The organism is Pantoea sp. JV6, from assembly GCF_025910055.1.
Lineage (GTDB): Bacteria > Pseudomonadota > Gammaproteobacteria > Enterobacterales > Enterobacteriaceae > Pantoea > Pantoea agglomerans.
Window position 1 is genome coordinate 255992 of record NZ_JAPCIM010000002.1, and the last position, 24893, is coordinate 280884.

General features: G+C 55.8%; 21 protein-coding genes. 11 read left to right on the forward strand and 10 right to left on the reverse strand.

Features of this window, described 5'->3' with window-relative positions:
- The first annotated feature begins 60 nt into the window (after positions 1–60).
- The 3 genes from OK412_RS01825 to OK412_RS01835 all read left to right on the forward strand — a co-directional run bounded on the left by OK412_RS01825 (position 61) and on the right by OK412_RS01835 (position 3600).
- Positions 61–1527, forward strand: a complete 1467-nt coding sequence (locus tag OK412_RS01825; protein WP_022625044.1) for an amino acid permease — start codon at positions 61–63, stop codon at positions 1525–1527.
- A gap of 208 nt (positions 1528–1735) precedes the next feature.
- The gene (locus tag OK412_RS01830; RefSeq protein WP_264352612.1) at positions 1736–2812 is read left to right on the forward strand and encodes a FecCD family ABC transporter permease; all 1077 of its coding nucleotides are present in this window, start codon (positions 1736–1738) and stop codon (positions 2810–2812) included.
- Positions 2812–3600, forward strand: a complete 789-nt coding sequence (locus tag OK412_RS01835) for an ABC transporter ATP-binding protein (RefSeq protein ID WP_010248276.1) — start codon at positions 2812–2814, stop codon at positions 3598–3600. Before OK412_RS01830 ends, OK412_RS01835 begins: the two co-directional genes overlap by 1 nt.
- 151 nt (positions 3601–3751) lie before the next feature.
- Here OK412_RS01835 and fghA read toward each other — a convergent pair whose 3' ends face one another.
- The 3 genes from fghA to ptrR all read right to left on the reverse strand — a co-directional run bounded on the left by fghA (position 3752) and on the right by ptrR (position 6743).
- Positions 3752–4594, reverse strand: coding sequence for an S-formylglutathione hydrolase (gene fghA, locus OK412_RS01840; RefSeq protein WP_154210354.1), 843 nt, complete (start codon positions 4592–4594; stop codon positions 3752–3754).
- A gap of 12 nt (positions 4595–4606) precedes the next feature.
- Positions 4607–5731: an S-(hydroxymethyl)glutathione dehydrogenase/class III alcohol dehydrogenase gene (locus OK412_RS01845; RefSeq protein WP_010248270.1), complete on the reverse strand. Its 1125-nt coding sequence runs from the start codon at positions 5729–5731 to the stop codon at positions 4607–4609.
- 100 nt (positions 5732–5831) lie between these two features.
- Positions 5832–6743 carry a putrescine utilization regulator PtrR gene (gene ptrR, locus OK412_RS01850; RefSeq protein ID WP_010248266.1) on the reverse strand — a complete coding sequence of 304 codons (912 nt, stop codon included), beginning with the start codon at positions 6741–6743 and terminating at the stop codon, positions 5832–5834.
- A gap of 117 nt (positions 6744–6860) precedes the next feature.
- On the opposite strand from ptrR, the gene OK412_RS01855 reads away from it, so the two are divergent.
- The 7 genes from OK412_RS01855 to mglC all read left to right on the forward strand — a co-directional run bounded on the left by OK412_RS01855 (position 6861) and on the right by mglC (position 15103).
- The gene (locus OK412_RS01855) at positions 6861–7988 is read left to right on the forward strand and encodes an MFS transporter (protein WP_264352613.1); all 1128 of its coding nucleotides are present in this window, start codon (positions 6861–6863) and stop codon (positions 7986–7988) included.
- Positions 7989–8113: 125 nt separating this feature from the next.
- Positions 8114–8779, forward strand: coding sequence for a GTP cyclohydrolase I FolE (folE, locus tag OK412_RS01860; RefSeq protein WP_010248259.1), 666 nt, complete (start codon positions 8114–8116; stop codon positions 8777–8779).
- A 49-nt stretch (positions 8780–8828) separates the two neighbouring features.
- The gene (gene yeiB, locus OK412_RS01865; RefSeq protein ID WP_061703765.1) at positions 8829–9989 is read left to right on the forward strand and encodes a DUF418 domain-containing protein YeiB; all 1161 of its coding nucleotides are present in this window, start codon (positions 8829–8831) and stop codon (positions 9987–9989) included.
- Between the two features lie 147 nt (positions 9990–10136).
- A complete protein-coding gene (gene galS, locus OK412_RS01870; protein ID WP_010248254.1) occupies positions 10137–11177 on the forward strand; it encodes an HTH-type transcriptional regulator GalS in 1041 nt (346 codons plus the stop codon).
- Between the two features lie 311 nt (positions 11178–11488).
- Entirely contained in the window at positions 11489–12484 is a 996-nt protein-coding gene (gene mglB, locus OK412_RS01875; protein ID WP_010248252.1) for a galactose/glucose ABC transporter substrate-binding protein MglB, read from the forward strand.
- A 68-nt stretch (positions 12485–12552) separates the two neighbouring features.
- Positions 12553–14073, forward strand: coding sequence for a galactose/methyl galactoside ABC transporter ATP-binding protein MglA (gene mglA, locus OK412_RS01880; protein WP_134160815.1), 1521 nt, complete (start codon positions 12553–12555; stop codon positions 14071–14073).
- 19 nt (positions 14074–14092) lie between these two features.
- Positions 14093–15103 (forward strand): galactose/methyl galactoside ABC transporter permease MglC, encoded by a 1011-nt coding sequence (gene mglC / locus OK412_RS01885; protein WP_010248248.1) that lies wholly within the window; start codon positions 14093–14095, stop codon positions 15101–15103.
- A 700-nt stretch (positions 15104–15803) separates the two neighbouring features.
- On the opposite strand, the gene sanA is transcribed toward mglC, so the two are convergent.
- The 6 genes from sanA to metG all read right to left on the reverse strand — a co-directional run bounded on the left by sanA (position 15804) and on the right by metG (position 22981).
- Positions 15804–16523: an outer membrane permeability protein SanA gene (gene sanA / locus OK412_RS01890; RefSeq protein WP_010248246.1), complete on the reverse strand. Its 720-nt coding sequence runs from the start codon at positions 16521–16523 to the stop codon at positions 15804–15806.
- Positions 16524–16658: 135 nt separating this feature from the next.
- On the reverse strand, positions 16659–18356 hold the full coding sequence (locus OK412_RS01895) for an NAD-dependent malic enzyme (RefSeq protein WP_031592077.1): 1698 nt from the start codon (positions 18354–18356) through the stop codon (positions 16659–16661).
- A 269-nt stretch (positions 18357–18625) separates the two neighbouring features.
- Positions 18626–19516: a cytidine deaminase gene (cdd, locus tag OK412_RS01900; RefSeq protein WP_264352614.1), complete on the reverse strand. Its 891-nt coding sequence runs from the start codon at positions 19514–19516 to the stop codon at positions 18626–18628.
- Positions 19517–19636: 120 nt separating this feature from the next.
- Positions 19637–20329, reverse strand: a complete 693-nt coding sequence (locus tag OK412_RS01905) for a CidB/LrgB family autolysis modulator (RefSeq protein WP_264352615.1) — start codon at positions 20327–20329, stop codon at positions 19637–19639.
- A complete protein-coding gene (locus tag OK412_RS01910; protein WP_010248237.1) occupies positions 20322–20714 on the reverse strand; it encodes a CidA/LrgA family protein in 393 nt (130 codons plus the stop codon). Before OK412_RS01910 ends, OK412_RS01905 begins: the two co-directional genes overlap by 8 nt.
- Positions 20715–20947: 233 nt before the next feature.
- Complete coding sequence (metG, locus tag OK412_RS01915; protein ID WP_264352616.1) at positions 20948–22981, reverse strand: methionine--tRNA ligase; 2034 nt, start codon at positions 22979–22981, stop codon at positions 20948–20950.
- A 178-nt stretch (positions 22982–23159) separates the two neighbouring features.
- Here metG and apbC point away from each other — a divergent pair, with 178 nt between their 5' ends.
- Positions 23160–24272, forward strand: coding sequence for an iron-sulfur cluster carrier protein ApbC (apbC, locus tag OK412_RS01920; RefSeq protein ID WP_010248231.1), 1113 nt, complete (start codon positions 23160–23162; stop codon positions 24270–24272).
- Here the strand turns inward: apbC and OK412_RS01925 are convergent.
- Positions 24269–24724, reverse strand: a complete 456-nt coding sequence (locus OK412_RS01925; protein WP_010670997.1) for a GNAT family N-acetyltransferase — start codon at positions 24722–24724, stop codon at positions 24269–24271. The genes apbC and OK412_RS01925 overlap by 4 nt on opposite strands.
- Positions 24725–24893: the final 169 nt, after the last annotated feature.

Here is a 24893-nt window from a genome sequence, read left to right on the forward strand (position 1 = left end):
TACAGAGGCGATCTGGCTGCTACAATCGCGCCTCATTTTTACCCAGCGTAGCGTTAACACATGCATAATGACTCAAATACAACACAACAACCTGCATTACGACGTGCGTTAAAAGCCCGTCACCTGACGATGATCGCCATCGGCGGCTCCATTGGTACCGGCCTGTTTGTCGCCTCCGGTGCCACCATCGCTCAGGCTGGCCCCGGCGGAGCACTGCTCTCCTATATCCTCATCGGCCTGATGGTCTACTTCCTGATGACCAGCCTCGGCGAACTGGCTGCGTTCATGCCGGTATCGGGTTCCTTCGCCACCTACGGCGCGAAATATGTCGAAGAGGGCTTTGGTTTCGCACTCGGCTGGAACTACTGGTACAACTGGGCGGTGACCATCGCGGTTGACCTGGTAGCGTCCCAGCTGGTGATGAACTACTGGTTCCCCGACACGCCTGGCTGGATCTGGAGCGCGCTGTTCCTGGGGCTGATGTTCCTGCTCAACTACATTTCGGTCAAAGGCTTTGGCGAGGCGGAATACTGGTTCTCGCTGATTAAAGTGGCCACCGTGATTATCTTTATCATCGTTGGCGTGCTGATGATCACCGGCATTATGCGTGGTGCTGAACATGCGGGCTGGCAGAACTGGCAGGTGGGCGACGCGCCGTTTGCGGGCGGCTTTGCGGCCATGATCGGGGTGGCGATGATTGTGGGATTCTCCTTCCAGGGCACCGAACTGATCGGTATCGCGGCGGGCGAATCTGAAGATCCGGCGAAAAATATTCCGCGCGCTGTGCGGCAGATTTTCTGGCGTATCCTGCTGTTCTATGTGTTCGCTATCCTGATTATCAGCCTGATCCTGCCATACACCGATCCGCAGTTGCTGCACAATGATATCGACGATATCAGCGTCAGCCCGTTCACCCTGGTGTTCCAGAATGCCGGTCTGCTCTCTGCCGCCGCCGTCATGAATGCGGTGATCCTGACGGCTGTGCTGTCAGCGGGTAACTCCGGGATGTATGCGTCAACGCGTATGCTTTACAACCTTGCCAGCGAAGGTAAAGCGCCACGGATTTTCGCGAAGCTCTCTAAAGGCGGCGTGCCGCGTAATGCCCTGTGGGCCACCACCGTGGTGGCCGGACTGTGCTTCCTGACCTCAAAATTTGGTAATCAGGAAGTCTATCTGTGGCTGCTTAATACCTCAGGCATGACCGGGTTTATCGCCTGGCTGGGTATTGCCATCAGTCACTATCGCTTTCGTCGGGGCTATGTCGCCCAGGGACGTGACCTGAACGATCTGCCTTACCGTTCCGGCTTCTTCCCGCTGGGTCCGATTTTCGCCTTTGTGCTCTGCCTGATCATCACGCTGGGTCAGAACTACCAGGCATTCCTCAACGACAGCATCGACTGGTACGGCGTGGCGGCAACCTATATCGGCATTCCGCTGTTCCTGATTATCTGGTTCGGCTACAAGCTGACGCGCGGCAGCCGTTTCGTGAAGTACAGCGAGATGGAGTTCCCGGTTCACAAAGATTAACTCTGCGTCATCGCCCACGCTGAGCCCGCCAGGGATGGCGGGTTCTGCGTCTTTGCGAAAGGCGCAGGCTCCCTGAGCTTTTCTCCTGCCTGCAACACCGTTTTTTACTGTTTTTTCACGTCTCGCTTATGTTCTCGAATTGATAATTATTATCACCTGCACTATTGTGGCTGCGTTTTCTGACGTGATAGCCACACAGGGTTCAAACATGACTACCGAAACTTCGCTGCTGGCGGGGGAAGAGACGCTTCACCACACCATGCAGAACTATCATCAGGTGCTGCGCCGCCGCTTAATCTGGATTGGCGTGCTGCTGCTGGCGATACTCGCCTCGCTGATCCTCGACTTCACGCTGGGTCCGGCGGGACTCTCACTTGAAACGCTGTGGAATACGCTGCTCAGCCCCGAGAGCGTCGATGCCGGCACGCGCGTCATTGTCTGGGACATTCGTCTGCCCTATGCACTGATGGCGCTGGTAGTGGGCCTGTCGCTGGGTCTGGCGGGCGCGGAAATGCAGACCATCCTGAATAACCCGCTGGCCAGTCCGTTTACCCTCGGTGTCTCATCGGCGGCGGCGTTTGGTGCCGCGCTGGCGATCATTCTCGGCGTGGGTATTCCCGGCATTCCCGATCAGTGGTTAATTTCTGCCAATGCCTTTGTCTTTGCCCTGTTTGCCGCGCTGATGCTGGATGCCGTAACCCGCTGGACTCAGGTCTCTTCGGCAGGCGTGGTGCTGTTCGGTATCGCGCTGGTCTTCACCTTTAACGCCCTGGTATCCATGATGCAGTTCATCGCCAGCGAAGATACCCTGCAGGGCCTGGTGTTCTGGACCATGGGCAGCCTGGCGCGAGCCTCCTGGGAAAAGCTGGGCGTGCTGAGCGTGGCGCTGGCCATTCTGGTACCGTTTTCCATGATGAGCAGCTGGAAGCTGACGGCGCTGCGTCTGGGCGAAGACCGCGCGGTAAGCTTTGGCATTGATGTGCGTCGTCTGCGCCTGACTACGTTACTGCGCATCAGTATCCTCTCTTCCCTGGCGGTCGCGTTTGTCGGCCCGATCGGTTTCATTGGGCTGGTCGCTCCCCATATCGCCCGCATGATGTTTGGTGAAGATCACCGTTTCTATCTGCCCGCCAGTGCGCTGGTCGGCGCGCTGGTGCTGTCGCTGGCGTCGGTCGCCTCGAAAAACCTGCTCCCTGGTGTAATCATCCCGGTTGGCATTGTCACCTCACTGATTGGCGTGCCGTTCTTCCTGAGTATTATTCTGCGTCATCGGGGGACGGTATGATGGAACAGGGTCTGACGTTACGTGGCTTCAGTGCCGGGTACCCAAAAAATAAAGTCATTGATAATCTTAATATCGCGCCGCTGCCGCGCGGCGAGATCACCGTGCTGCTGGGGCCGAATGGCTGTGGTAAATCGACGCTGCTGCGTGCACTGGCCGGTCTGAATAAAGGCCAGGGCGAGATGTGGCTCAACGGTGAGGATCTCATGACCCAGCCGTTTGCCCGGCGTGCGAAGAACGTGGTTTATCTGCCGCAGTCGCTGCCTGCGGGCGTACATCTGCATGTGCTGGAGTCGATCATCGTGGCGCAGCGTGCCTCCGGTGGTCTGCACAGCGCCAGCAGCGAAGCGGAAATCATGCATCTGCTGGAACAACTGGGCATTGCCCATCTGGCGATGCGATATCTCGATCAGCTCTCCGGCGGACAGAAACAGCTGGTCGGGCTGGCGCAGTCACTGATCCGTCGCCCTAAGCTGCTGCTGCTGGATGAACCGCTGAGCGCACTGGATCTCAACTACCAGTTTCACGTAATGGACCTGGTGCGGCGCGAAACCGCCCAGCGTAACATCGTGACGGTGGTAGTGGTGCATGACATCAATATTGCACTGCGTCATGCGCAACATGCGCTGATGCTGAAGCAGGGCGCGCTGGTGGCGGAAGGGCAGCCGGATAAGGTGATCACGCCTGCCACTCTGGCAAAAGTGTATGGCGTCGATGGTCGTATCGAACACTGCTCGCGTGGTATCCCGCAGGTGATGATCGACGGGCTGACCGGCCCGGCACTGGTCTGATATTGAGGAGGCGCCCGGTAGGGCGCTGAGCATCACTGTTCTGAGAAAGGAATTTTTACAGGGCAGGCTGGCAGGACGCTGGCTCTGTGACAGAGCGTTAGCCAGCAGAGCAGGCATAAAAGTTCAGGGCCGCGAATGCGGCCCTGATTGTTTACGCCAGCAGATGCTGCGCATGGAAGCGCAGATGATCTTCCACAAAGCTGGCTATAAAGAAGTAGCTATGGTCATAACCCGGCTGAATGCGCAGCGTCAGCGGGAAACCCACCTCATTCGCGACGTCTTCTAACCGCTCCGGTTGCAGCTGATCGGCCAGGAACTGATCGCTGTCGCCCTGATCGATCAGCATTGGCAGCCGATGCGACACCTCCGCCATCAGCTGGCAGCTGTCATATTCCCGCCACGTCGCACGATCGTCGCCCAGATAGGCCTGAAACGCTTTCTGGCCCCAGGGTACCTGCATCGGATTCACAATCGGTGCAAAAGCGGAAGCCGAGGCAAAGCGGTTACCCAGACGCAGCGCCAGCATCAGCGCGCCGTGTCCGCCCATCGAGTGACCCATAATCGACTGACGTTCACTGACCTTGAAGTTATCCGCAATCAGGGCGGGTAACTCGTTGCTCAGATAATCGAACATGCGGAAATGGCTGGCCCAGGGCTGTTGGGTGGCATTGAGATAAAATCCCGCGCCCTGACCCAGATCGTATCCTTCATCATTCGCAACCCCTTCGCCGCGCGGGCTGGTGTCCGGCATAATCAGCACCAGACCCAGTTCCGCTGCAACCCGCTGTGCGCCGGCTTTGCTGGTGAAGTTCTCATCGTTACAGGTCAGCCCGGCCAGAAACCAGACCACCGGCGGCGGCGCATCACCGTGCGGCCCAGGCAGATAGATGCTGAAGGTCATCGGGCAATTCAGCACCGCAGACTGATGACGCCAGCGCTGCTGCCAGCCGCCAAAAATACGGTGTTCTTCCAGTAGCTCCAGAGTGGATGCCATAACGCCTCCTGATTACTTGTTAAAGTGCACGACCGAGCGAATCGATTTTCCTTCGTGCATCAAATCAAAGGCGTCGTTGATCTCTTCCAGCGGCATGGTGTGAGTGATGAAGTCGTTCAGCGCAAATTTACCGTCGAGGTAATCCTGCACAATGCCAGGCAGCTGCGAACGGCCTTTTACGCCGCCAAACGCGGAACCGCGCCAGACGCGACCGGTCACCAGCTGGAACGGACGGGTGGAGATCTCTTCACCGGCACCGGCGACGCCGATAATCACGGACTCGCCCCAGCCTTTGTGGCAGCACTCCAGCGCGGAACGCATCACGTTGACGTTACCAATACATTCAAATGAGAAATCCACGCCGCCGTCGGTCAGCTCGACAATCACATCCTGAATCGGCTTGTCGTAATCTTTCGGGTTGATCAGATCGGTGGCACCCAGTTTACGTGCCAGATCGAATTTGCTGGTGTTAAGGTCGATGGCAATGATGCGGCCTGCTTTCGCCATCTTCGCGCCGATGACCGCAGAGAGGCCAATGCCGCCGAGACCGAAAATCGCCACGGTGTCGCCTTCTTTCACTTTGGCGGTGTTCATCACCGCGCCCATGCCAGTGGTCACGCCACAGCCCAGCAGACAAACCTCTTCCAGCGGCGCTTCTTTACTGATTTTCGCCAGCGAGATCTCCGGAATTACCGTGTACTCAGAGAAGGTTGAGGTGCCCATATAGTGGAAAATGGGTTTGCCATCTTTAAAGAAACGGGTGGTGCCATCCGGCATCAGGCCTTTGCCCTGAGTGGTGCGGATCGCCTGGCAGAGGTTAGTTTTGCCTGAAAGACAATATTTACATTTGCCACACTCCGGGGTGTAGAGCGGAATGACGTGGTCACCCACTTCAACGCTGGTCACGCCTTCGCCCACGGCTTCGACGATGCCGCCGCCTTCATGGCCAAGAATCGCCGGGAAAACGCCTTCCGGGTCGGTGCCGGACAGGGTGTAGGCGTCGGTATGACAGACGCCGGTCGCGACGATACGCACCAGCACTTCACCTTTCTGTGGTGGCATTAAATCAACTTCTTCGATTTTCAGCGGTTCGCCAGCAGCCCAGGCAACAGCGGCACGGGTTTTGATCATATTCATGCAATCCCTCTTCCAGTCAGATTGTGACGCGCAGTGGCGCCGGGTGGTCGTAATGATTCAAAGCCTGGTGGGTCAGGCTCTTAAACATAGCGTGGAACGCTTATTCCGCCGCCTGTAATGGGTAAATCAGCTCATCGTTGAGCGGACGATCGTCAAATTGTTCAATAATCAGGTACTTCAGTGCTTCAACATTCGGCGTAAAGGCGTCGCGTCGCCACATCAGCCAGGTGGCGGTGTCGCGATAAGCGGGAGGTAACGTATGCGCCTGCACCCGTGACCGATCCGCCATCTGCTTCAGCACCGAGGCCGGGATCATCGCTACGCCCGCACCGCCTGCCACGCAGGCCAGCATGGCGTGATAGGACTGAATCTCCATCACACTGTTGGGCGCGGTCTGGCTGTCCCGATACCAGCTCTCCAGCTTCACCCGGTAAGAGCAGCTGTTGCGAAAGGCAAACAGAGTGTCGTCCTGTACGTCGCGCGCGGTGGCGATTGGCGCATGATCGAGCCCGGTGATCAGTATCATCTCTTCGCGAAAGGCGATGCAGCCATTGAGATCGTCATGGGAGACCGGGCCATCCACCAGCGCGGCCGCCAGGGTGCCTTCACGCACCCGATCGATGATTTCGCCCGAGGTGCCGGTAATCAGCGACAGCGCCACTTTGGGGAAGCGCTGGTGATAGGCGGCGAGCAGGCCGGGCAGACGCGTCGCCGCGGTGCTCTCCATTGAGCCCAGCGCAAAGTTGCCCGCCGGTTCACCGGTGCGGGTCATGCTCATCGCTTCTTCACTTAATGCCAGGATACGCTGCGCATAATTCAGAAAATTATGGCCCATTGGTGACAGGCGAATGCGCTGTTTCTCACGAATAAAGAGATCCACACCTAATTCTTCTTCCAGCTGGCGCAGCCGCGTGGTGAGATTAGAGGGGACGCGATGCAGCTGTTCTGCTGCGCGCGCCAGCGAACCCGTTTCGGCGACGGAACAGAACATACGCAGCTGAACTAAATCCATATCTTCTCTTCCTGTAAGCAAGTTGGTTAAAATTATTCACTTTCCGTGAGTTTAATCATCCTGCATGCTGTTAGCAAGTCAGAAGAGATCTCAGGGCAGAACAACAGGAGTTCAGCAATGGCGTTACGCGTCGCGCTCAGCGCGTTTTTAACCTTATTTGTCGCGATGGGCATTGGCCGGTTTGCCTTTACGCCCCAGGTGCCGCTGATGATTCAGGCACACCAGCTGACACTCACCAGTGCCAGCCTGGTCGCGGCACTTAACTATCTTGGCTATCTGTGTGGCTCATTTGATGCCATGCGCGCGCACCGGCGGGTTGAGCTGCGATTGCAGGCGGGCGTATGGGGCGCGGTGATCCTGACCCTGCTCTCAGCATTGGCCAGCGGACCGTGGCTGCACGGCGCAATCCGCTTTCTGATTGGCTGGGCCAGCGGCTGGGCGATGGTGCTGGTGGCGGCCTGGAGCAATGAACAGCTACATCGCCATGGCCGGGCAGGGCTGTCAGCGGCCGTTTTTGCCGGGCCAGGCTGCGGCATTTTTGTCAGTGGTCTGCTGGGGGTAGCGCTGCACACATTGCAGGTTTCTGCCGGTCTGGCCTGGGCCGCTTATGGTGCGCTGGCGCTGCTGCTGATTGCGCTGATTACCCGTAATCTGCCGCGTCGGGGCGAACTGCATCGCTCGGATCAGGCACCCGAGCCGCTGGTGCTGGATCGCAACCTTAAACGGCTGGTACTGAGTTACAGTCTGGCAGGCTTTGGCTACATTCTGCCCGCCACCTTTTTGTCGCAGATGGCCGCCACGCGGTTTCCTGACGGCATCTTCGCGCAGTTTGTCTGGCCGATTTTTGGCGGCGCGGCGATGATCGGCATCCTGCTGGGGATCCTGACGCGGCGCTGGGGGCACAGCCACGTCCGCCTGGCTCTGGTGCTGTGGGCGCAGGCGCTGGGCGTATTTGCCGCGGCGCTGCTGCCAGGCTTTAGCGGCCTGCTGGCCGGTGCGCTGCTGGTGGGGGGCGGTTTCCTCAGCGTGGTGCAGCTGTCGCTGCTCTGCGCCCGTGAGCTGGCACCTAATCATCTGCGCTACATGGCTGGCCTGCTGACCACCGGCTATGCTATCGGGCAGCTGGTCGGCCCGCTGCTCTCTTTTCTCTCCACAGCCCTGTTACATCGGCTGGAGCCTGCCCTGTGGGTTGCCGGGGTTAGCCTGGTCTGGGCCGGCCTGCTGGTGTGGCGGCGAACCGGGTGAAAAGCTTTCATCACCAATCTGATTGATTGCTGGATTCCCCGCAAAGAAAGTTTCACAATACGCGCCTGATTACAGGGCCCGCTGGCAAAAGCTGGCGGGCGCAACACCAGCCGGAGAAGAGTAAGATGAGCACCCTAAGTCAGGAAGCTGCCCTGGTTCACGAAGCGCTGCTGGCGCGTGGACTGGAAACGCCGTTACGTGCACCGACGCGCGATATAGATGACAACACACGTAAAAGTCTGATTGCCGGGCACATGACCGAGATTATGCAGCTGCTGAATCTGGATCTTGAAGATGACAGCCTGATGGAAACGCCGCATCGCATCGCCAAAATGTATGTGGATGAAGTCTTTTCCGGTCTCGACTACGCCAACTTCCCGAAAATCACCGTCATTGAGAATAAAATGAAGGTTGATGAGATGGTGACCGTGCGTGATATCACGCTGACCAGCACCTGTGAACACCACTTTGTGATCATCGATGGCAAAGCGACCGTCGCCTACATTCCCAAAGAAAAGGTGATTGGCCTGTCGAAAATCAACCGTATCGTGCAGTTCTTCGCCCAGCGCCCGCAGGTGCAGGAGCGTCTGACGCAGCAGGTTCTGGTCGCATTGCAGACGCTGCTGGGCACCAACAATGTGGCTGTTTCTATTGATGCGGTGCATTACTGCGTGAAAGCGCGTGGCGTAAAAGATGCCACCAGTGCCACCACGACGACCTCTCTGGGCGGCCTGTTCAAGTCCAGCCAGAATACCCGCCAGGAATTTTTGCGCGCGGTGCGCCATAGTTGAGTCTACGGCGGGCGCATAACGTTGCCCGCCTCAATGGTGCAGGTGCCGCATGCAACGCTATCACGCGCTGGATTTCATTCGTGGATGTGCCATTCTCGGCATTCTGCTGCTCAATATTGTCGGCTTTGGCCTGCCTTCTGCCGCCTACCTTAATCCGGCCTGGCAGGGCAGCGTCAGCCTGTCCGATGTCTGGACATGGGCGATCTCTGACGCCTTTGCCCAGCTCAAATTCCTCACCCTGTTTGCGCTGCTGTTTGGCGCAGGTCTGCAAATGCAGCTGCCACGCGGCAGTCGCTGGCTGACTGCCCGGCTCTCACTGCTGGTGCTGATCGGTTTTCTGCACGGCGTCTTTCTCTGGGAGGGCGATATCCTGCTGGACTACGGCATTATCGGACTGGTGGTCTGGCGGGTGTTGCGCGATGTCCCTTCCACCCGCAGCCTGATGAATACCGGCATTCTGCTCTACCTGGTGGGCTGTGGCGTTCTGCTGGTGTTTGGGTCGATCTCCGATCCTGAACCGACCCGATCCTGGCTGCCAGGTGCTGCCGATTTGCAATATGAACAGTACTGGAAACTGACCGGCGGCTGGGAAGCGATACAGAACCGGCTGGATCATCTCTCTTCAGGACTGATGGCGCTGGCGGCGCAATATGGCTGGCAGCTGGCGGGCCTGATGATGATCGGTGGCGCACTGCTGCGCAGTGGCTGGCTGATTGGCGAGTTTTCAGCGCAACATTACCGTCAGGCGGCGGCGCTGCTGCTGACGATGGGGTTATTAATTGCGGTGGCCGGTGTGGCAGCGCAATGGCTGTTACATTGGGAATTTCGCTGGACCGCTTTTTATCTGCAAGCCCCGCGCGATCTCGCCAGCCCGCTGATTAGCCTGGGCTATGCCGCGCTCTGTCTGGCTTACTGGCCGCAGATAGCGCGCTGGCGCATCAGCTATGCCATTCAGTGCGTGGGCCGCATGGCGCTGACCAACTATCTGCTGCAGTCGCTGATCTGCACCACGCTGTTCTATCGCTTCGGCTTCTATATGCACTTTACCCGGCTGGAGCTGGTGCTGATGGTGCCTGCGGTCTGGCTTATCAATATCCTCTTTTCACTCATCTGGTTACATTTCTTCGCACAGGGTCCGCTGGAGTGGCTGTGGCGGCGGCTTACGCTGATCTCAGCCGGTAAATCGCGCATCACTGACAACGCCAGATAATGACCGCCATCACAAAGGTTACAGAATTGTATGTAACCGTTTTCATTGATGTGACGCAATTCACGCTGTACGCCTCCTGCCCCTGACAAAATAGCGCCGGTGTTCAACCCGGCGTGATGCCTTATTTTTCCTCTGTGGAACTGCTGCATGATAACAATTCGTGATGTTGCCCGTCAGGCTGGCGTGTCGGTGGCGACCGTGTCGCGCGTCCTCAATCAGAGCAGCGCCGTCACCTCTGACACCCGCGACGCCGTGTTACAGGCGGTGGAAGCGCTGGGCTATCGCCCCAACGCCAATGCGCAGGCGCTGGCGACGCAGGTCAGTGACACCATTGGCGTGGTGGTGATGGATGTTTCGGATCCCTTCTTCGGTGCACTGGTTAAAGCGGTGGATACCGTGGCGCAGCGCGTGCACAAACATGTGTTAATCAGCAACTCCTGGCATCAGGAAGAGAAAGAGCGTCATGCCATTGAAGTGCTGATTCGTCAGCGTTGCAGCGCCCTGGTGGTGCACGCGAAAACGCTGCCTGACGCTGAGCTGGCGGATTTTATGCGCCACGTTCCGGGCATGGTGGTGATTAACCGCATCGTGCCCGGATTTGAACACCGCAGTGTCAGTCTGGATAACGTCACGGGTGCATTGATGGCCTCACGAACCCTGCTACAACAGGGGCATAGCCGCATTGGCTATCTCTGTTCCAGCCATCCCATCGAAGATGTGGCGCAGCGCCGTGAAGGGTGGATTCAGGCGATGGCAGAGCAGGGCATCCGGCCGCAGGAGAGCTGGATAGCCAGCGCAGAGCCCGATATGCAGGGCGGCGAAGCGGCGATGGTGGAGCTGCTGGGACGCAATCTCAACCTCAGTGCGGTGTTTGCCTATAACGACGGCATGGCGGCTGGCGCACTCACTGCGCTGAAAGACAACGGCATCCAGGTGCCACAGCATTTTTCTGTCATTGGCTTTGATGACATCCCCATTTCCCGTTACACCGATCCGCAGTTAACCACTGTGCGCTATCCCATTGTATCTATGGCAAAAATCGCCACTGAACTGGCGCTGCAGGGCGCAGCCGGACTGCTGGATGACACGGCAACGCACATCTTTATGCCAACGCTGGTGCGGCGTCATTCGGTGGCGCAGCGGCAAAATGTGGAGTCCGTCACTAATTCAGGCGATTCAGTCATGTAACCGTTTTCAATCTGTGATTACATTCACAGTTAATTAACATTGCTCTCACTATGATGGCAGCGTCTTACCGGACTGAAACATTATGTAACGCCAGTGTAACGGCATCAGTTGTGGTCTCAGTAGCCGGTTAAAGGGTTTATACCCTCTTCATGGAAGCATTCTGGCACAGGGAAGTCAGGTTTTAGACGGTGTTCAATGGCTTAACATTCTCATTACGTTAACCGACGCGCCGATCTGTTTTACCGATTGCTCTCCCGCCTGTATGGCGCGGTAGCGCTAAAAAGACCCTGCATAATAAAACCGGAGATACCATGAATAAGAAGGTTTTCACGCTTACAGCACTGGTTGCCAGCATGATGTTTGGTGCAACCGCTCACGCAGCTGACACCCGTATCGGCGTGACCATTTACAAATATGATGACAACTTCATGTCAATGGTGCGCAAAGACATCGAGAAAGAAGCGAAAGCGATCGGTGGCGTGCAGTTGCTGATGAATGATTCACAGAATGACCAGTCCAAACAGAACGATCAGATTGACGTGCTGATGGCAAAAGGCGTGAAAGCGCTGGCGATTAACCTGGTTGACCCGGCTGCGGCTGCGGTTGTTGTAGACAAAGCGCGTGCCAACGACGTGCCGGTGGTCTTCTTCAACAAAGAACCTAACGCCAAAGTGCTGGCCGGTTATGACAAAGCTTACTATGTCGGTACCGACTCTAAAGAGTCAGGCATCATTCAGGGTCAGCTGATTGAGAAGCACTGGAAAGCCACACCCGCGTGGGATCTGAACAAAGATGGTCAGATTCAGTTCGTGCTGCTGAAAGGCGAGCCGGGCCATCCTGATGCAGAAGCCCGTACCAAATATGTGATCGATACCCTGAACAAAGATGGTCTGAAAACCCAGCAGTTAGCGATGGATACTGCAATGTGGGATACCGCTCAGGCCAAAGATAAGATGGATGCGTGGCTGTCAGGCCCGAATGCCAAAAAAATCGAAGTGGTGATTGCCAACAACGATGCGATGGCAATGGGTGCGGTTGAAGCGCTGAAAGCGCACAACATGACCTCAATCCCGGTCTTCGGCGTCGATGCACTGCCAGAAGCGCTGGCGCTGGTGAAATCCGGTGCGCTGGCCGGTACCGTGCTGAACGATGCGGAAAACCAGGCGAAAGCAACGCTGGATATTGCCAACAATCTGGCTAACGGCAAAGCCGCCACCGACGGAACAAACTTCAAGATGGTTGATAAGATCGTCCGCGTTCCTTACGTGCCGGTTGATAAAGAAAATCTGTCTCAGTTCGTGAAATAAGATCGATTACGGGCGCGACCGCTGTCGCGCCTTTTTTATGTCACCACCGTTTTTTAGCCAGGTAAAATATGGCCAGTGATAATACGACCGCGCAGCGAGAATATCTGCTGGAAATGACGAATGTCTCAAAATCATTTCCCGGCGTTAAAGCGTTAGATAATGTGAATTTAAAAGTGCGGCCTCACTCTGTTCATGCATTAATGGGCGAGAACGGTGCCGGGAAATCCACCTTATTAAAATGCCTGTTTGGTATTTATAAAAAAGATACCGGCAGTATCCTGTTTCAGGGTAAAGAGATCGACTATAAAAGTTCCAAAGAGGCGCTGGAAAATGGCGTGTCGATGGTGCATCAGGAATTAAACCTGGTCCTGCAGCGTACCGTGATGGACAACATGTGGCTTGGGCGTTATCCGCGCAAAGGCTTCTTTGTCGATCAGGATAAAATGTACCGGGATACCAAAGCGATTTTTGACGAGCTGGATATTGATATCGATCCGCGCGATAAAGTTGCCAATCTTTCTGTATCGCAGATGCAGATGATTGAAATTGCTAAAGCGTTTTCCTACGACGCGAAAATTGTGATTATGGATGAACCGACCTCCTCGTTAACCGAGAAAGAGGTTAATCACCTGTTCACGATTATTCGTAAGCTGAAAGATCGCGGCTGTGGCATTGTTTATATTTCGCACAAAATGGAAGAGATTTTCCAGCTGTGTGATGAGATTACTATCCTGCGTGATGGTCAGTGGATCACTTCTCAGCCGCTGGAAGGGCTGGATATGGATAAGATCATCTCCATGATGGTCGGTCGTTCACTGAACCAGCGTTTTCCTGACCGTACCAACGTGCCAGGCGAGACGATTCTTGAGGTGCGTCATCTGACGTCACTGCGTCAGCCATCGATTCGCGACATCTCATTTGATTTGCGTAAAGGGGAGATACTCGGCATTGCCGGGCTGGTGGGCGCCAAACGTACCGATATCGTCGAAACGCTGTTTGGCATTCGCGAAAAATCGGGCGGCACCATTAAACTGCATGGCAAACCGATTAATAATCACAGCGCCAATGAAGCCATTAACCACGGTTTTGCGCTGGTGACTGAAGAGCGTCGCTCAACCGGTATTTATGCTTTCCTCGACATTGGTTTTAACTCGCTTATTTCCAATATCAAAAAATATAAAAACAGTATGGGACTGCTGGATAATAAACGCATGAAGAGTGATACCCAATGGGTGATCGATTCTATGCGTGTAAAAACGCCAGGCCACCATACTCAGATTGGTTCGCTTTCGGGCGGTAACCAGCAAAAAGTGATTATTGGCCGCTGGTTATTGACCCAGCCTGAAATCCTGATGCTTGATGAACCCACTCGCGGTATTGATGTTGGTGCAAAATTCGAAATTTACCAGTTAATTGCTGAGCTGGCGAAAAGAGAAAAGGGCATCATTATTATCTCATCCGAAATGCCGGAGCTGTTAGGCATTACCGATCGTATTCTGGTAATGAGTAATGGTCTGGTAGCAGGCATAGTTGATACCAAAACGACCACGCAGAACGAAATATTGCGTTTAGCGTCATTACACCTTTAATGAAGCAAGGGCTGTTAACATGAAAGCGACTACAAAAAAGAATGCGCTAACCTGGTTAAAAGAGGGCGGCATTTATGTCGTGCTGCTGGTATTGCTGGCTATTATTATTTTCCAGGACCCCTCATTTTTAAGTTTAATGAACCTGAGTAATATTCTGACCCAATCTTCGGTGCGCATTATTATTGCACTGGGTGTGGCGGGTTTGATTGTGACCCAGGGTACTGACCTGTCAGCCGGACGTCAGGTCGGTCTGGCGGCGGTGGTCGCCGCGACGCTGCTGCAGGCGATGGATAACGCGAACAAGGTCTTCCCGACGCTGGATACGGTGCCGATTCCACTGGTTATTCTGACCGTGTGCATCATCGGCGGCGTGATCGGTCTGGTCAACGGTGTGATTATTGCTTACCTCAAGGTAACGCCATTTATCACCACGCTGGGCACCATGATCATCGTTTACGGTATCAACTCACTCTATTACGACTTTGTTGGCGCATCACCGATTGCCGGTTTTGATACAGGGTTCTCGAAATTTACTCAGGGCTTCTTACGCTTTGGTGATTTCAAGCTTTCGTTCATCACCTTCTACGCCGTGATTGCCATTATTTTCGTCTGGGTGCTCTGGAATAAAACCCGTTTCGGCAAGAACATTTTTGCTATCGGCGGTAACCCGGAAGCGGCGAAAGTCTCAGGCGTTAACGTCAACCTGAACCTGATCATGATTTATGCCCTGTCAGGTGTGTTCTATGCCTTCGGCGGGATGCTGGAAGCGGGTCGTATCGGTTCGGCCACCAACAACCTCGGCTTTATGTATGAGCTGGATGCGATTGCGGCCTGTGTGGTCGGCGGTGTCTCCTTCGCCGGTGGTGTGGGTAGCGTGGCGGGCGTAGTGACCGGTGTGTTGATCTTCACCGTCATCAACTATGGTCTGACCTATATCGGCGTTAACCCTTACTGGCAGTACATCATTAAAGGCGGCATCATCATCTTCGCCGTGGCGCTGGATTCCCTGAAATATTCTCGTAAGAAGTAAGTCCAACTCCACGCTAAAGAAGCGACCTTCGGGTCGCTTTTTTTATGGGGAGTCAAGGGGGAGCTGCTATGAGGTCGAGGCTGCGAAGGGAACACGGTCAGATCGGAAAGACGCTTAGGCCAGTAAATGATCTGCCCGTGTCATTCCCCCCGCAGAACGCTTTTTATAGCGGAGAGTGCTGGGGTCGTTGCTGTGAGATCGAGTATGCGCAGGAACACGGTCAGATCGGAAAGTCGCTAAGGCCAGTAAATGATCTGCCCGTGTCATTCCTCCGCAGAACGCTTTTTATAGCGGAGAGTGCTGGGGTCGTTGCTGTGAGATCGAGTATGCGTAGGGAACACGGTCAGATCGGAAAGTCGCAAAAGCCGTCATCCATGACACGCTCGGCCCACGCCATCCCTGGCGTGGGACGCTTTCCTCTTCTGACCGTGTTCCCTGCGCGTTGAGCTTATTCATTGTTATAAGATTCACCCTCTTCAGATTTCTCAGCAGTCTAAGTCGGCTTTCAGAGGGGAAGTAGCACTGAATTATCTACCGTAGTCATGTAATTAATCAGCTTAATGATCGCTGCATAGTAACAGACGGCGACTAAACGTATGCTCCCTGAGCCAGCATATTACCGTCAGCTCCCTGAGCCCTGCACGTCACTGCCAGACTTCGGCACAGCAGTAACCAGCATAAATAAGCCGCAGCGCGTGAGCTATTTCCGCAGCTTCTGTTCCAGCTCAAGCAGCTGCTCCGGCGTCACTGCCGGGTAACTCTGCGCATCTTCAGGGACATCGCGCACGGCGGGGATCGGCACCAGTGGGCCCAGGAAGCGGGGTTCGCGCTTTAGCAGGAAGAGATCCACCAGCGCGCCCAGTCGGGCACCTACCTCACGGAAGCGCACGCTAAGCATGTTTTTTGGTGAGGGCACCGCATAACACTGCGCCTGAATACCCAGCTGTAAGGCGATAAACAGCGCACGCTCACAATGGAAACGCTGCGTGATGATAATGAAGTCGTTGGTATCAAACACTTTGCGAGTGCGTACAATCGAATCCAGTGTGCGGAAACCGGCATAGTCCAGTACGATATCAGCCGGATCGACACCGGCTTTGATGAGATCGCGGCGCATCGTCATCGGCTCGTTATAGCTTTGCAGCGCGTTATCACCGCTTAACAGCAGATAATTGACCTTGCCGCTGTTGTAGGCATTCAGCGCGCCCTGCATACGATAGAGGTAATACTGATTGATGACGCCGGTGCGATAATATTTCGCCGTACCCAGTACCACACCGACCTGACGATGTGGCAAAGAGGCGACATTTTCGTAGATAAAGGGCGCAGTTTTCCAGCTGATCCAGCGATCAAGGCCGAGCGCCGTTGCCATCATCAGTAAGATGATGAAAAGCAGACCAATGAAAACGCGTTTCAGCATGCGCCTGGAGACTCGATGTCAGAATAGTGAGATGGGACAAGGCTACTTGAGCTGTCACTGTGAAGCAAGTTACTGCCGGCTGGCTGTGCTCTTTTTGAACACTGCCGGATCGGATGCAATCCGGCAGTCTGAAGATTAAATCGAGGTACGACGATAATGACGGTACTGCGGCAGCCAGAAGTTGTTGGCGATAGCCTGTGACAACACATCTTCAGAGGTCACTACGGCGACACCCGCCAGCTGAGCAGCTTTACCCACTTCCATCGCAATGATTTTCGATACACCCTGGATATCTTTAATCTCAGGCAGCACCGGGCCTTCACCTTCATTCACCAGCGGAGAGCAGTCAGCAAGCGCGCGGCTGGCGGTCATCAGCATGGTATCGGTAACGCGGCTGGCACCCGAAGCAATCACACCCAGACCAATGCCCGGGAAGATGTAGGAGTTGTTGCACTGCGCAATCGGATAGGTTTTACCGTTCCAGCTCACCGGCGAGAACGGACTGCCGGTTGCGACCAGCGCGGCACCGTCAGTCCAGGCGATGATATCGGCTGGCGTCGCTTCCACGCGTGATGTCGGGTTCGATAGTGGCATCACGATCGGGCGCTTACAGTGCTTGTGCATCTCGCGGATGATCTCTTCGGTGAACAGGCCCGGCTGGCCAGAGACTCCAATCAGAATATCGGGCCTGGCATTGCGCACCACGTCCAGCAGCGAGATGGAATCATTGGTAACATCCCACTGCTGCAGGTTTTCGCTCTTCTGCACCAGCTTGCTCTGGAAATCGAGCAGGTTAGGCAGCTTGTCAGTGAGCAGACCAAAGCGATCCACCATCATTACCCGGCCACGCGCTTCCTCGTCACTCAGACCTTCGGATTTCATCTGTGCGATGATCTGTTCAGCGATACCACAACCCGCGGAACCGGCGCCCAGGAACACCACTTTCTGCTCGCACAGGCGGCTGCCGGCGGCGCGGCTGGCGGCAATCAGCGTACCCACGGTCACGGCGGCAGTGCCCTGAATATCATCATTAAAGCAGCAGACTTCATCGCGGTAGCGATTCAGCAGTGGCATGGCATTCTTCTGGGCGAAATCTTCAAACTGCAACAGCACTTTCGGCCAGCGGCGTTTAACGGCCTGAATAAAATCGTTCACGAACGCATCATACTCTTCGCCAGTGATGCGCGGATGACGCCAGCCCATATAGAGCGGATCGTTCAGCAACTGCTGGTTGTTGGTACCCACATCCAGCACCACCGGCAGGGTGTAAGCCGGACTGATGCCGCCACAGGCGGTATAGAGTGAAAGCTTACCAATCGGGATACCCATGCCACCGATGCCCTGATCGCCGAGGCCCAGAATACGCTCGCCATCAGTCACCACGATCACCTTCACATTCTGCTTGGTGGCGTTTTGCAGCATATCTTCGATATGGTCGCGGTTAGGGTAGGAGATGAACACGCCACGCGCACGACGGTAGATTTCAGAGAAGTGTTCGCAGGCTGCGCCGACGGTCGGGGTGTAGATGATGGGCATCATCTCTTCGAGATGGTTATCCAGCAGGCGGTAGAACAGCGTTTCGTTGGTGTCCTGGATGTTACGCAGGTAGACATGCTTATCGTTATTGTTTTTGAAGTCCTGGAACTGACGCCAGGCACGCTGCGCCTGCTCTTCAATCGATTCCACTGCTTCTGGCAGCAGACCGTTGAGGTTGAATTCGTTACGTTCTTCGATACTAAAGGCGCTGCCTTTGTTAAGCAGGGGAAATTCCAGCAAAATCGGGCCAGCATAAGGGATATACAGCGGGCGTTTACTTTCGTAGTCGAGTTCCATGCGGTAATGCTCCGGTTGCAGTGTTGTCTGGCGTCACGCCGGAAAGGTAGCGCCAGTTTTCTTACCCGTTATAGCTCAGACTGCAGGCCTGGCAGCGGCAGGGGAACCGCTGCTAAAACATTCACGACCGTGCTGCCATCCTGCAACCTGAATTATTCAGAGTAATTTGTAATGACGTGAATTATGGCGCCAGATCCTATGAAATTTCCCGCAGAAGTACAGCGTTTGTTCATAAAAGCTCACAAAACTGTGGTCTCTCTGACAGCGGGTTATGCTTTGTACAGCGTCACCTGCAGCAGCTCACCGCAACCAAATGTCTCAAGCGTCGCCTGTGTGGCGGCGAACTGGCTTAGCGTGGCATTTTCTACTTCGGCTAATACCGCTTTTTTTATCTGACGAACATCGCCACCCTGCATGTTCAGCAGGACCAGCGCCGCCTGAAGGGGCGGGAAACTCGGGTTAAAGGCGGCATTTTCCGCATAGCGCCCGGTGACAATCGCGCCGGTTGCGGTCAGCAGCGCAACACCGGCGTGTGACTGGCTGTAAGGCGCGTGGCTGGCATTGGCAGCGGCAACTGCGGCCTGCACCAGTTCATCGCCTTCGGCTACATAGCCGTGATCCACGCGGTCCATCAGGAAGGTCGTGATGTCCAGATCGCGCGGTCCAAAGGCATCCGGCAGATAATCGGCCAGGGTGCTGATCGCGCGTTGTGGCAGGCTGATGCGAATGTTCGTGCCGCTGTTCAGTTCGTTCATAAACTGACGGCAGTGACCGCACGGTGTGTAGTTAACGGTGATCGTCTCAAGCTGACTTTCGCCACGCAGCCACGCATGGGTAATGGCGCTCTGCTCGGCGTGAACCGTCTGCTGCAAAGGCGTACCGGTAAATTCCATGTTGGCCCCGAAGTACCAGTTGCCGCTGACGCCACGGGCGATAGCCCCGACGTTAAAATGCGACACGGTAGCAACGGCACAGGCCGCCGCCAGGGGCAGCAGCGCCAGCGCCAGAGTATCGGCATCCATTTGTGTCTGTTGCTGCAGTGAGGCGACCTGGCCGGCGCTCAGCACCGCCTGAAAGCCAGGATCGTCCAGCAGCGGAGCGAGTGCGGTTTGCAGCGTTGACGGCAATGCCTCAAAGGCAGAGAGGAAACGGGATTGCATGTGAGCCTCATTAGATTCAGCAGGGCGATGTGCCAGTCACCGGTTTATATGTGATCCACATCGCTCTGACAATGTAACCTGTGTTGCATGTTTCAACTTTGCGAGATCTCTCGCAAACTTTCAGCCAAACCAGTGCAGCAGCAGCGGAAAAATAAACGGCGCCAGTAGTGAGGTGATGATGCCGCAGATCACCAGCGCCAGTGAGCTGAATGCCCCTTCCTGATAGTCGAGTTCAGCGGCGCGCGCTGTGCCGAGGGCGTGCGACGCGTTACCTATCGCCAGTCCGCGCGCTGCTTTAGATTTCACGCCAAGCAGATTCAGCACGGTATGTCCGAACACCGCCCCCAGTACCCCGGCAATCAGCACGCAGATGGCGCTGATGGCGGGAATGCCGTGCAGCGAACCGGAGACGGCCATCGCAATGGGCGTGGTAACGGATTTAGGAACGATGGTAGCGGCGATTTCAGGCGTGGCACCCATCCACAGAGCAATAGCGGTGCCAGAGGTCATGGCGGTCACACTGCCGATAAAGCAGACGCCAATAATCGATTTCCAGCGGGCTCGGATCTGGTGCATCTGCTCATACAGCGGCAGTGCCAGCGCGACAACAGCCGGTTGCAGCAGCTGATTAAGAATCTGACTCCCCGCAAAATAGCGCGAATAGGGCAGCTGCAACAGCAGCAGAATCGGGATAATAATCGCCATCGCCACCAGCAGCGGATTAAGCAGCGAGATTTTCAGCCGTATCGCCAGTTTGCGCGCCAGAAAAAATGCCGCCAGCGTCAGTGGCATTGACCACCATATTTCACTCATCGCCTGACTCCCCGGCCGGACGGCGACTATGAAGCTGGTGGGCGCTTACGCCGACAATAGAGAGAACCAGGAAGGTGCTGACGACGCAGGAGATCACGATAGGGCCAAACTGCGCGGTCAGAATATCGGTGTAGCTCATTACCCCGACGCTGATCGGCACAAACAGCAGCGCCATATAGCGAATCAGCAGATGGCAGCCCGGTTTAACCCAGCTGACAGGCAGGATCTGCGAGGCGAGCAGGGCAAACAGAATTAACATCCCAAGGATGCTGCCAGGCAGTTTGATGGGCAGCAGCGAGGCGATGCCGATTCCGGCGTATAAGCAGAGATAAATGATGATAAAGGCGCGAAGATAGCGCCCGCAGACAGACAGCACGGTGAGCATGGCAGGCTCCTGTTTTCACTGAGCTTCATCATACGCATTAACCGCTTAGCGTGCTAGCGATCACATTTATGCAGCGGTGTGGCCGTAGCAGATACAGATTTTCAGGGGCGGGAGTGGAATGAAAGCGGTGCACATTCAGATCGAGGAGAGATAACCCTTCGCGCCCGTGATGAGGCACGAAGGGTTTGAGAACGGCACTGCGCTAAGCGGTTAAAGCCGCAGAATGCAGAGTGTTACTTAACGGGCATTCCCGGTACAGCACCGCTGTCGACGGACAGCACAAACAGCTCTTTGCCGCCAGGACCCGCTGACAGCACCATGCCTTCAGAGATACCAAAGCGCATTTTACGCGGCGCGAGGTTGGCCACGATAATGGTCATTTTACCGACCAGCACAGAGGGATCGGGATAGGCGGCGCGGATACCCGAGAAGATCTGACGCTTTTCACCGCCCAGGTCGAGCTGCAGGCGCAGCAGCTTGTCCGAACCCTCAACCAGTTCCGCCTGCTCAATCAGCGCCACGCGCATATCAACTTTGGCGAAATCGTCGATGGTGATGGTGTCACCTACCGGCGAATCTGCCAGCGGGCCGCTTGCGGCCGGTGCACTGGCGGCAGCGGCATCCTCTTTCGAGGCCTCAATCAGTCCTTCAACCTTTGCCATCTCAATGCGGCTGTAAAGCGCTTTGAATGGCGCAACCTGGTGGTCCAGCAGCGGTTGCGCGATAGCATCCCAGCTCAGTTCGCAGTTCAGGAAGCCTTCTGCACGGGCGCTCAGTGACGGCAGCACCGGCTTCAGCCAGGTCATCAGAATGCGGAACAGGTTGATGCCCATTGAGCAGATCGCCTGCAGATCGGCATCACGGCCTTCCTGCTTCGCTACCACCCACGGAGCCTGCTCATCGACATAGCGGTTCGCCAGGTCGGCCAGCGCCATGATCTCACGAATAGCCCGGCTGTATTCACGACCGGCCCAGGCTTCACCAATCTTCTCTGACGCGTCCACAAAGGTCTGATAGAGCGCCGGATCGGCCAGCTCAGCCGCCAGTTTGCCGTCAAAGCGTTTGGTGATAAAGCCCGCGTTACGTGACGCCAGGTTAACCACTTTGTTGACGATGTCGGCGTTTACGCGCTGGACGAAATCTTCCAGATTCAGGTCGATATCGTCGATACGTGAAGAGAGTTTCGCCGCGTAGTAGTAACGCAGGCTGTCCGCATCAAGATGCTGCAGCCAGGTGCTGGCTTTAATAAAGGTGCCGCGCGACTTCGACATCTTGGCACCGTTGACGGTGACATAGCCGTGCACAAACAGGTTGTTCGGCTTGCGGAAGTTGCTGCCTTCCAGCATCGCTGGCCAGAACAGGCTGTGGAAGTAGACGATATCTTTACCGATAAAGTGATAGAGCTCGGTAGTAGAGTCTTTACGCCAGAATTCATCGAAGTCGATGTCGCCGCGCTTGTCGCACAGGTTCTTGAACGAGCCCATGTAGCCGATAGGCGCATCCAGCCAGACATAAAAATATTTGCCTGGCGCATCCGGAATTTCAAAGCCGAAGTAGGGCGCGTCGCGGGAGATATCCCACTGCTGCAGGCCCGATTCGAACCACTCCTGCATTTTGTTCGCCACCTGATCCTGCAGCGCACCCGAGCGGGTCCAGGCCTGCAGCATGGCGCTGAAGGATGGCAGATCAAAGAAGAAGTGTTCAGAGTCGCGCAGAACCGGTGTCGCGCCAGAGACCACCGATTTTGGCTCGATCAACTCGGTCGGGCTGTAGGTCGCGCCACACACTTCGCAGTTATCGCCATACTGATCGGCAGATTTACATTTCGGGCAGGTGCCTTTTACAAAACGGTCCGGCAGGAACATCCCTTTTTCCGGATCGTAAAGCTGGGAGATGGTGCGGTTTTTAATGAAACCGTTCTCTTTCAGACGGCCATAAATCAGCGCAGAAAGCTCACGGTTTTCGTCGCCGTGGGTCGAGTGATAGTTGTCATAGCTGACGTTGAAACCGGCAAAGTCGGCTTCATGCTCGCTTTTCATTTCTGCAATCATCTGCTCCGGTGCAATCCCTAACTGCTGAGCTTTCAGCATGATAGGCGTACCGTGCGCATCATCGGCGCAGATGAAATAAACCTGATTGCCACGCATTCGCTGATAACGCACCCAAATGTCGGCCTGGATATGCTCGAGCATGTGGCCGAGATGGATTGATCCGTTCGCGTAAGGCAGTGCGCACGTTACCAGAATTTTTTTAGCGACTTGAGTCATAGTTTGCGTAGCTTTCTGTTGATTGAAAAAACGGGCTTAGATGGTAACTGAAGGCTTCTCCTGCGTAAACACAAGGGATTCACCCCCTGCGGTCACCGCAGATCCACGGGCATCTGATATCATTGACAATACATCGCTGAAACACAGCGTAAGCACAGCAGAAATAAGGAGTAGGGGGATGACAGCACAATCCCGGGAACCGCAGACGCCAGAAGGCCTGCGCGCCATCGTGGCTGGCGTATTGAGAAGCTTTGAGCATCCGACCCTTAAGCAGAATCTCACCGCCCTGAAGGCGTTACATCACGTGGCACAGCTTGACGGTACGCTGCATGTGGAGCTGCTCATGCCGTTTGCCTGGGCCAGCGGGTTCGACGTCCTGAAAGAGCAGGTCAGCGCCGAACTGCTGCGTCAGACCGGCGCGGGTGCCATCGACTGGCGACTCAGCCATGACATTGCCACCCTGAAACGGGTGAAAAACCAGCCGGGCGTCAACGGCGTGAAAAATATTATTGCGGTCAGCTCTGGCAAAGGCGGCGTGGGTAAATCCAGCACCGCCGTGAACATGGCGCTGGCGCTGGCAGCAGAGGGGGCGCGGGTCGGCATTCTTGACGCCGACATTTATGGCCCGTCAGTGCCGAACATGCTTGGCACCCAGGATCAACGGCCTACCTCGCCGGATGGCACCCACATGGCGCCGATCATGGCGCACGGGCTGGCAACCAACTCTATTGGTTATCTGGTCACGGACGACAATGCCATGGTGTGGCGCGGGCCGATGGCCAGCAAAGCGCTGATGCAGCTGCTGAACGAGACGCTGTGGCCTGAGCTGGATTATCTGGTGCTGGATATGCCACCCGGTACCGGTGACATTCAGCTGACGCTGGCGCAGAACGTACCGGTCACGGGCGCGCTGGTGGTGACCACGCCGCAGGATATCGCCCTGATTGATGCCCGCAAAGGGCTGGTGATGTTTGAAAAGGTCAATGTGCCGGTACTTGGCGTGGTGGAAAACATGAGCCTGCATGTCTGCAGTCAGTGTGGCTTCCATGAGCCGATTTTCGGCACCGGCGGCGCACAAAAACTGGTAGAGGATTACCAGACGCAACTGCTGGCCCAGCTGCCGCTGCACATTGACCTGCGCGAAGATCTCGATGAAGGTCAGCCGACGGTGATTCGCCGGCCCGATAGCGAGTTTACCGCGCTGTATCGCCAGCTGGCCGGACGCGTTGCTGCCCAGCTTTACTGGCAGGGCGAAGTCATCCCCGGCGATATCGCGTTCCGCGCGCTTTAAGCCCGACCCGACCCGCTGGCATATTGCGAGGCCAGCGGGTAGTGCATTAACACGTAGCCGCCATGTTCGCCTTCGCCCTGTGAAATCATCTTCCAGCCATGTTTCAGGTAAAAGGCCTGCGCCGCTTTATTCTTCTGCAGGCACTTCAGCGCACCGGTTGAGGTAAAGCGCGCCTCTGCCGCCTTAAGCAAAGCGCTGCCCACGCCGCGCCCCTGCCAGTCAGGATCGACATAGAGGCTGTGCAGGAAATTATCGTTCTCCAGCAGGCCGGCAAATCCGACCCGCTGTCCGTCAGCTTCCGCGACCAGCACGGTTTCACCCAGGATTACCCCATCAAAATCTTCCAGCTGCCACTCGCTGCCGTCCAGCCAGCGCCAGTTATGCCGACGCGCCGCCAGAAACAGCGTACGCAGAAAAGGACGATCGGCTTCAGTAAACGGACGAATCTCCACAAGTCAGCTCCCTTTTAATCCGGTCTAACAAAACTAGCAGCGATTTGCGGAGAGGGGCGGAAAAGATAAAGCGGGTTAAATGTCACGTAAATCGCTGTACACTGCCTGCCGGGCCAGAGAGCATCAGGCTCTTAGCGTTTGATAGCTTTCGTTAATCAAATTGATAACG

Excerpts from the sequence above, each read along its gene's own strand:
- sanA (WP_010248246.1), bottom strand. The coding sequence starts at position 16,523 with ATGCTGAAACGCGTTTTCATTGGTCTGCTTTTCATCATCTTACTGATG.
- OK412_RS01905 (WP_264352615.1), bottom strand. The coding sequence starts at position 20,329 with ATGAGTGAAATATGGTGGTCAATGCCACTGACGCTGGCGGCATTTTTT.
- OK412_RS01830 (WP_264352612.1), top strand. The coding sequence starts at position 1,736 with ATGACTACCGAAACTTCGCTGCTGGCGGGGGAAGAGACGCTTCACCAC.
- fghA (WP_154210354.1), bottom strand. The coding sequence starts at position 4,594 with ATGGCATCCACTCTGGAGCTACTGGAAGAACACCGTATTTTTGGCGGC.
- metG (WP_264352616.1), bottom strand. The coding sequence starts at position 22,981 with ATGACTCAAGTCGCTAAAAAAATTCTGGTAACGTGCGCACTGCCTTAC.
- mglB (WP_010248252.1), top strand. The coding sequence starts at position 11,489 with ATGAATAAGAAGGTTTTCACGCTTACAGCACTGGTTGCCAGCATGATG.
- ptrR (WP_010248266.1), bottom strand. The coding sequence starts at position 6,743 with ATGGATTTAGTTCAGCTGCGTATGTTCTGTTCCGTCGCCGAAACGGGT.
- folE (WP_010248259.1), top strand. The coding sequence starts at position 8,114 with ATGAGCACCCTAAGTCAGGAAGCTGCCCTGGTTCACGAAGCGCTGCTG.
- OK412_RS01910 (WP_010248237.1), bottom strand. The coding sequence starts at position 20,714 with ATGCTCACCGTGCTGTCTGTCTGCGGGCGCTATCTTCGCGCCTTTATC.
- OK412_RS01825 (WP_022625044.1), top strand. The coding sequence starts at position 61 with ATGCATAATGACTCAAATACAACACAACAACCTGCATTACGACGTGCG.
- OK412_RS01855 (WP_264352613.1), top strand. The coding sequence starts at position 6,861 with ATGGCGTTACGCGTCGCGCTCAGCGCGTTTTTAACCTTATTTGTCGCG.
- cdd (WP_264352614.1), bottom strand. The coding sequence starts at position 19,516 with ATGCAATCCCGTTTCCTCTCTGCCTTTGAGGCATTGCCGTCAACGCTG.
- OK412_RS01895 (WP_031592077.1), bottom strand. The coding sequence starts at position 18,356 with ATGGAACTCGACTACGAAAGTAAACGCCCGCTGTATATCCCTTATGCT.
- mglC (WP_010248248.1), top strand. The coding sequence starts at position 14,093 with ATGAAAGCGACTACAAAAAAGAATGCGCTAACCTGGTTAAAAGAGGGC.
- OK412_RS01835 (WP_010248276.1), top strand. The coding sequence starts at position 2,812 with ATGGAACAGGGTCTGACGTTACGTGGCTTCAGTGCCGGGTACCCAAAA.
- mglA (WP_134160815.1), top strand. The coding sequence starts at position 12,553 with ATGGCCAGTGATAATACGACCGCGCAGCGAGAATATCTGCTGGAAATG.
- OK412_RS01845 (WP_010248270.1), bottom strand. The coding sequence starts at position 5,731 with ATGAATATGATCAAAACCCGTGCCGCTGTTGCCTGGGCTGCTGGCGAA.
- galS (WP_010248254.1), top strand. The coding sequence starts at position 10,137 with ATGATAACAATTCGTGATGTTGCCCGTCAGGCTGGCGTGTCGGTGGCG.
- yeiB (WP_061703765.1), top strand. The coding sequence starts at position 8,829 with ATGCAACGCTATCACGCGCTGGATTTCATTCGTGGATGTGCCATTCTC.
- apbC (WP_010248231.1), top strand. The coding sequence starts at position 23,160 with ATGACAGCACAATCCCGGGAACCGCAGACGCCAGAAGGCCTGCGCGCC.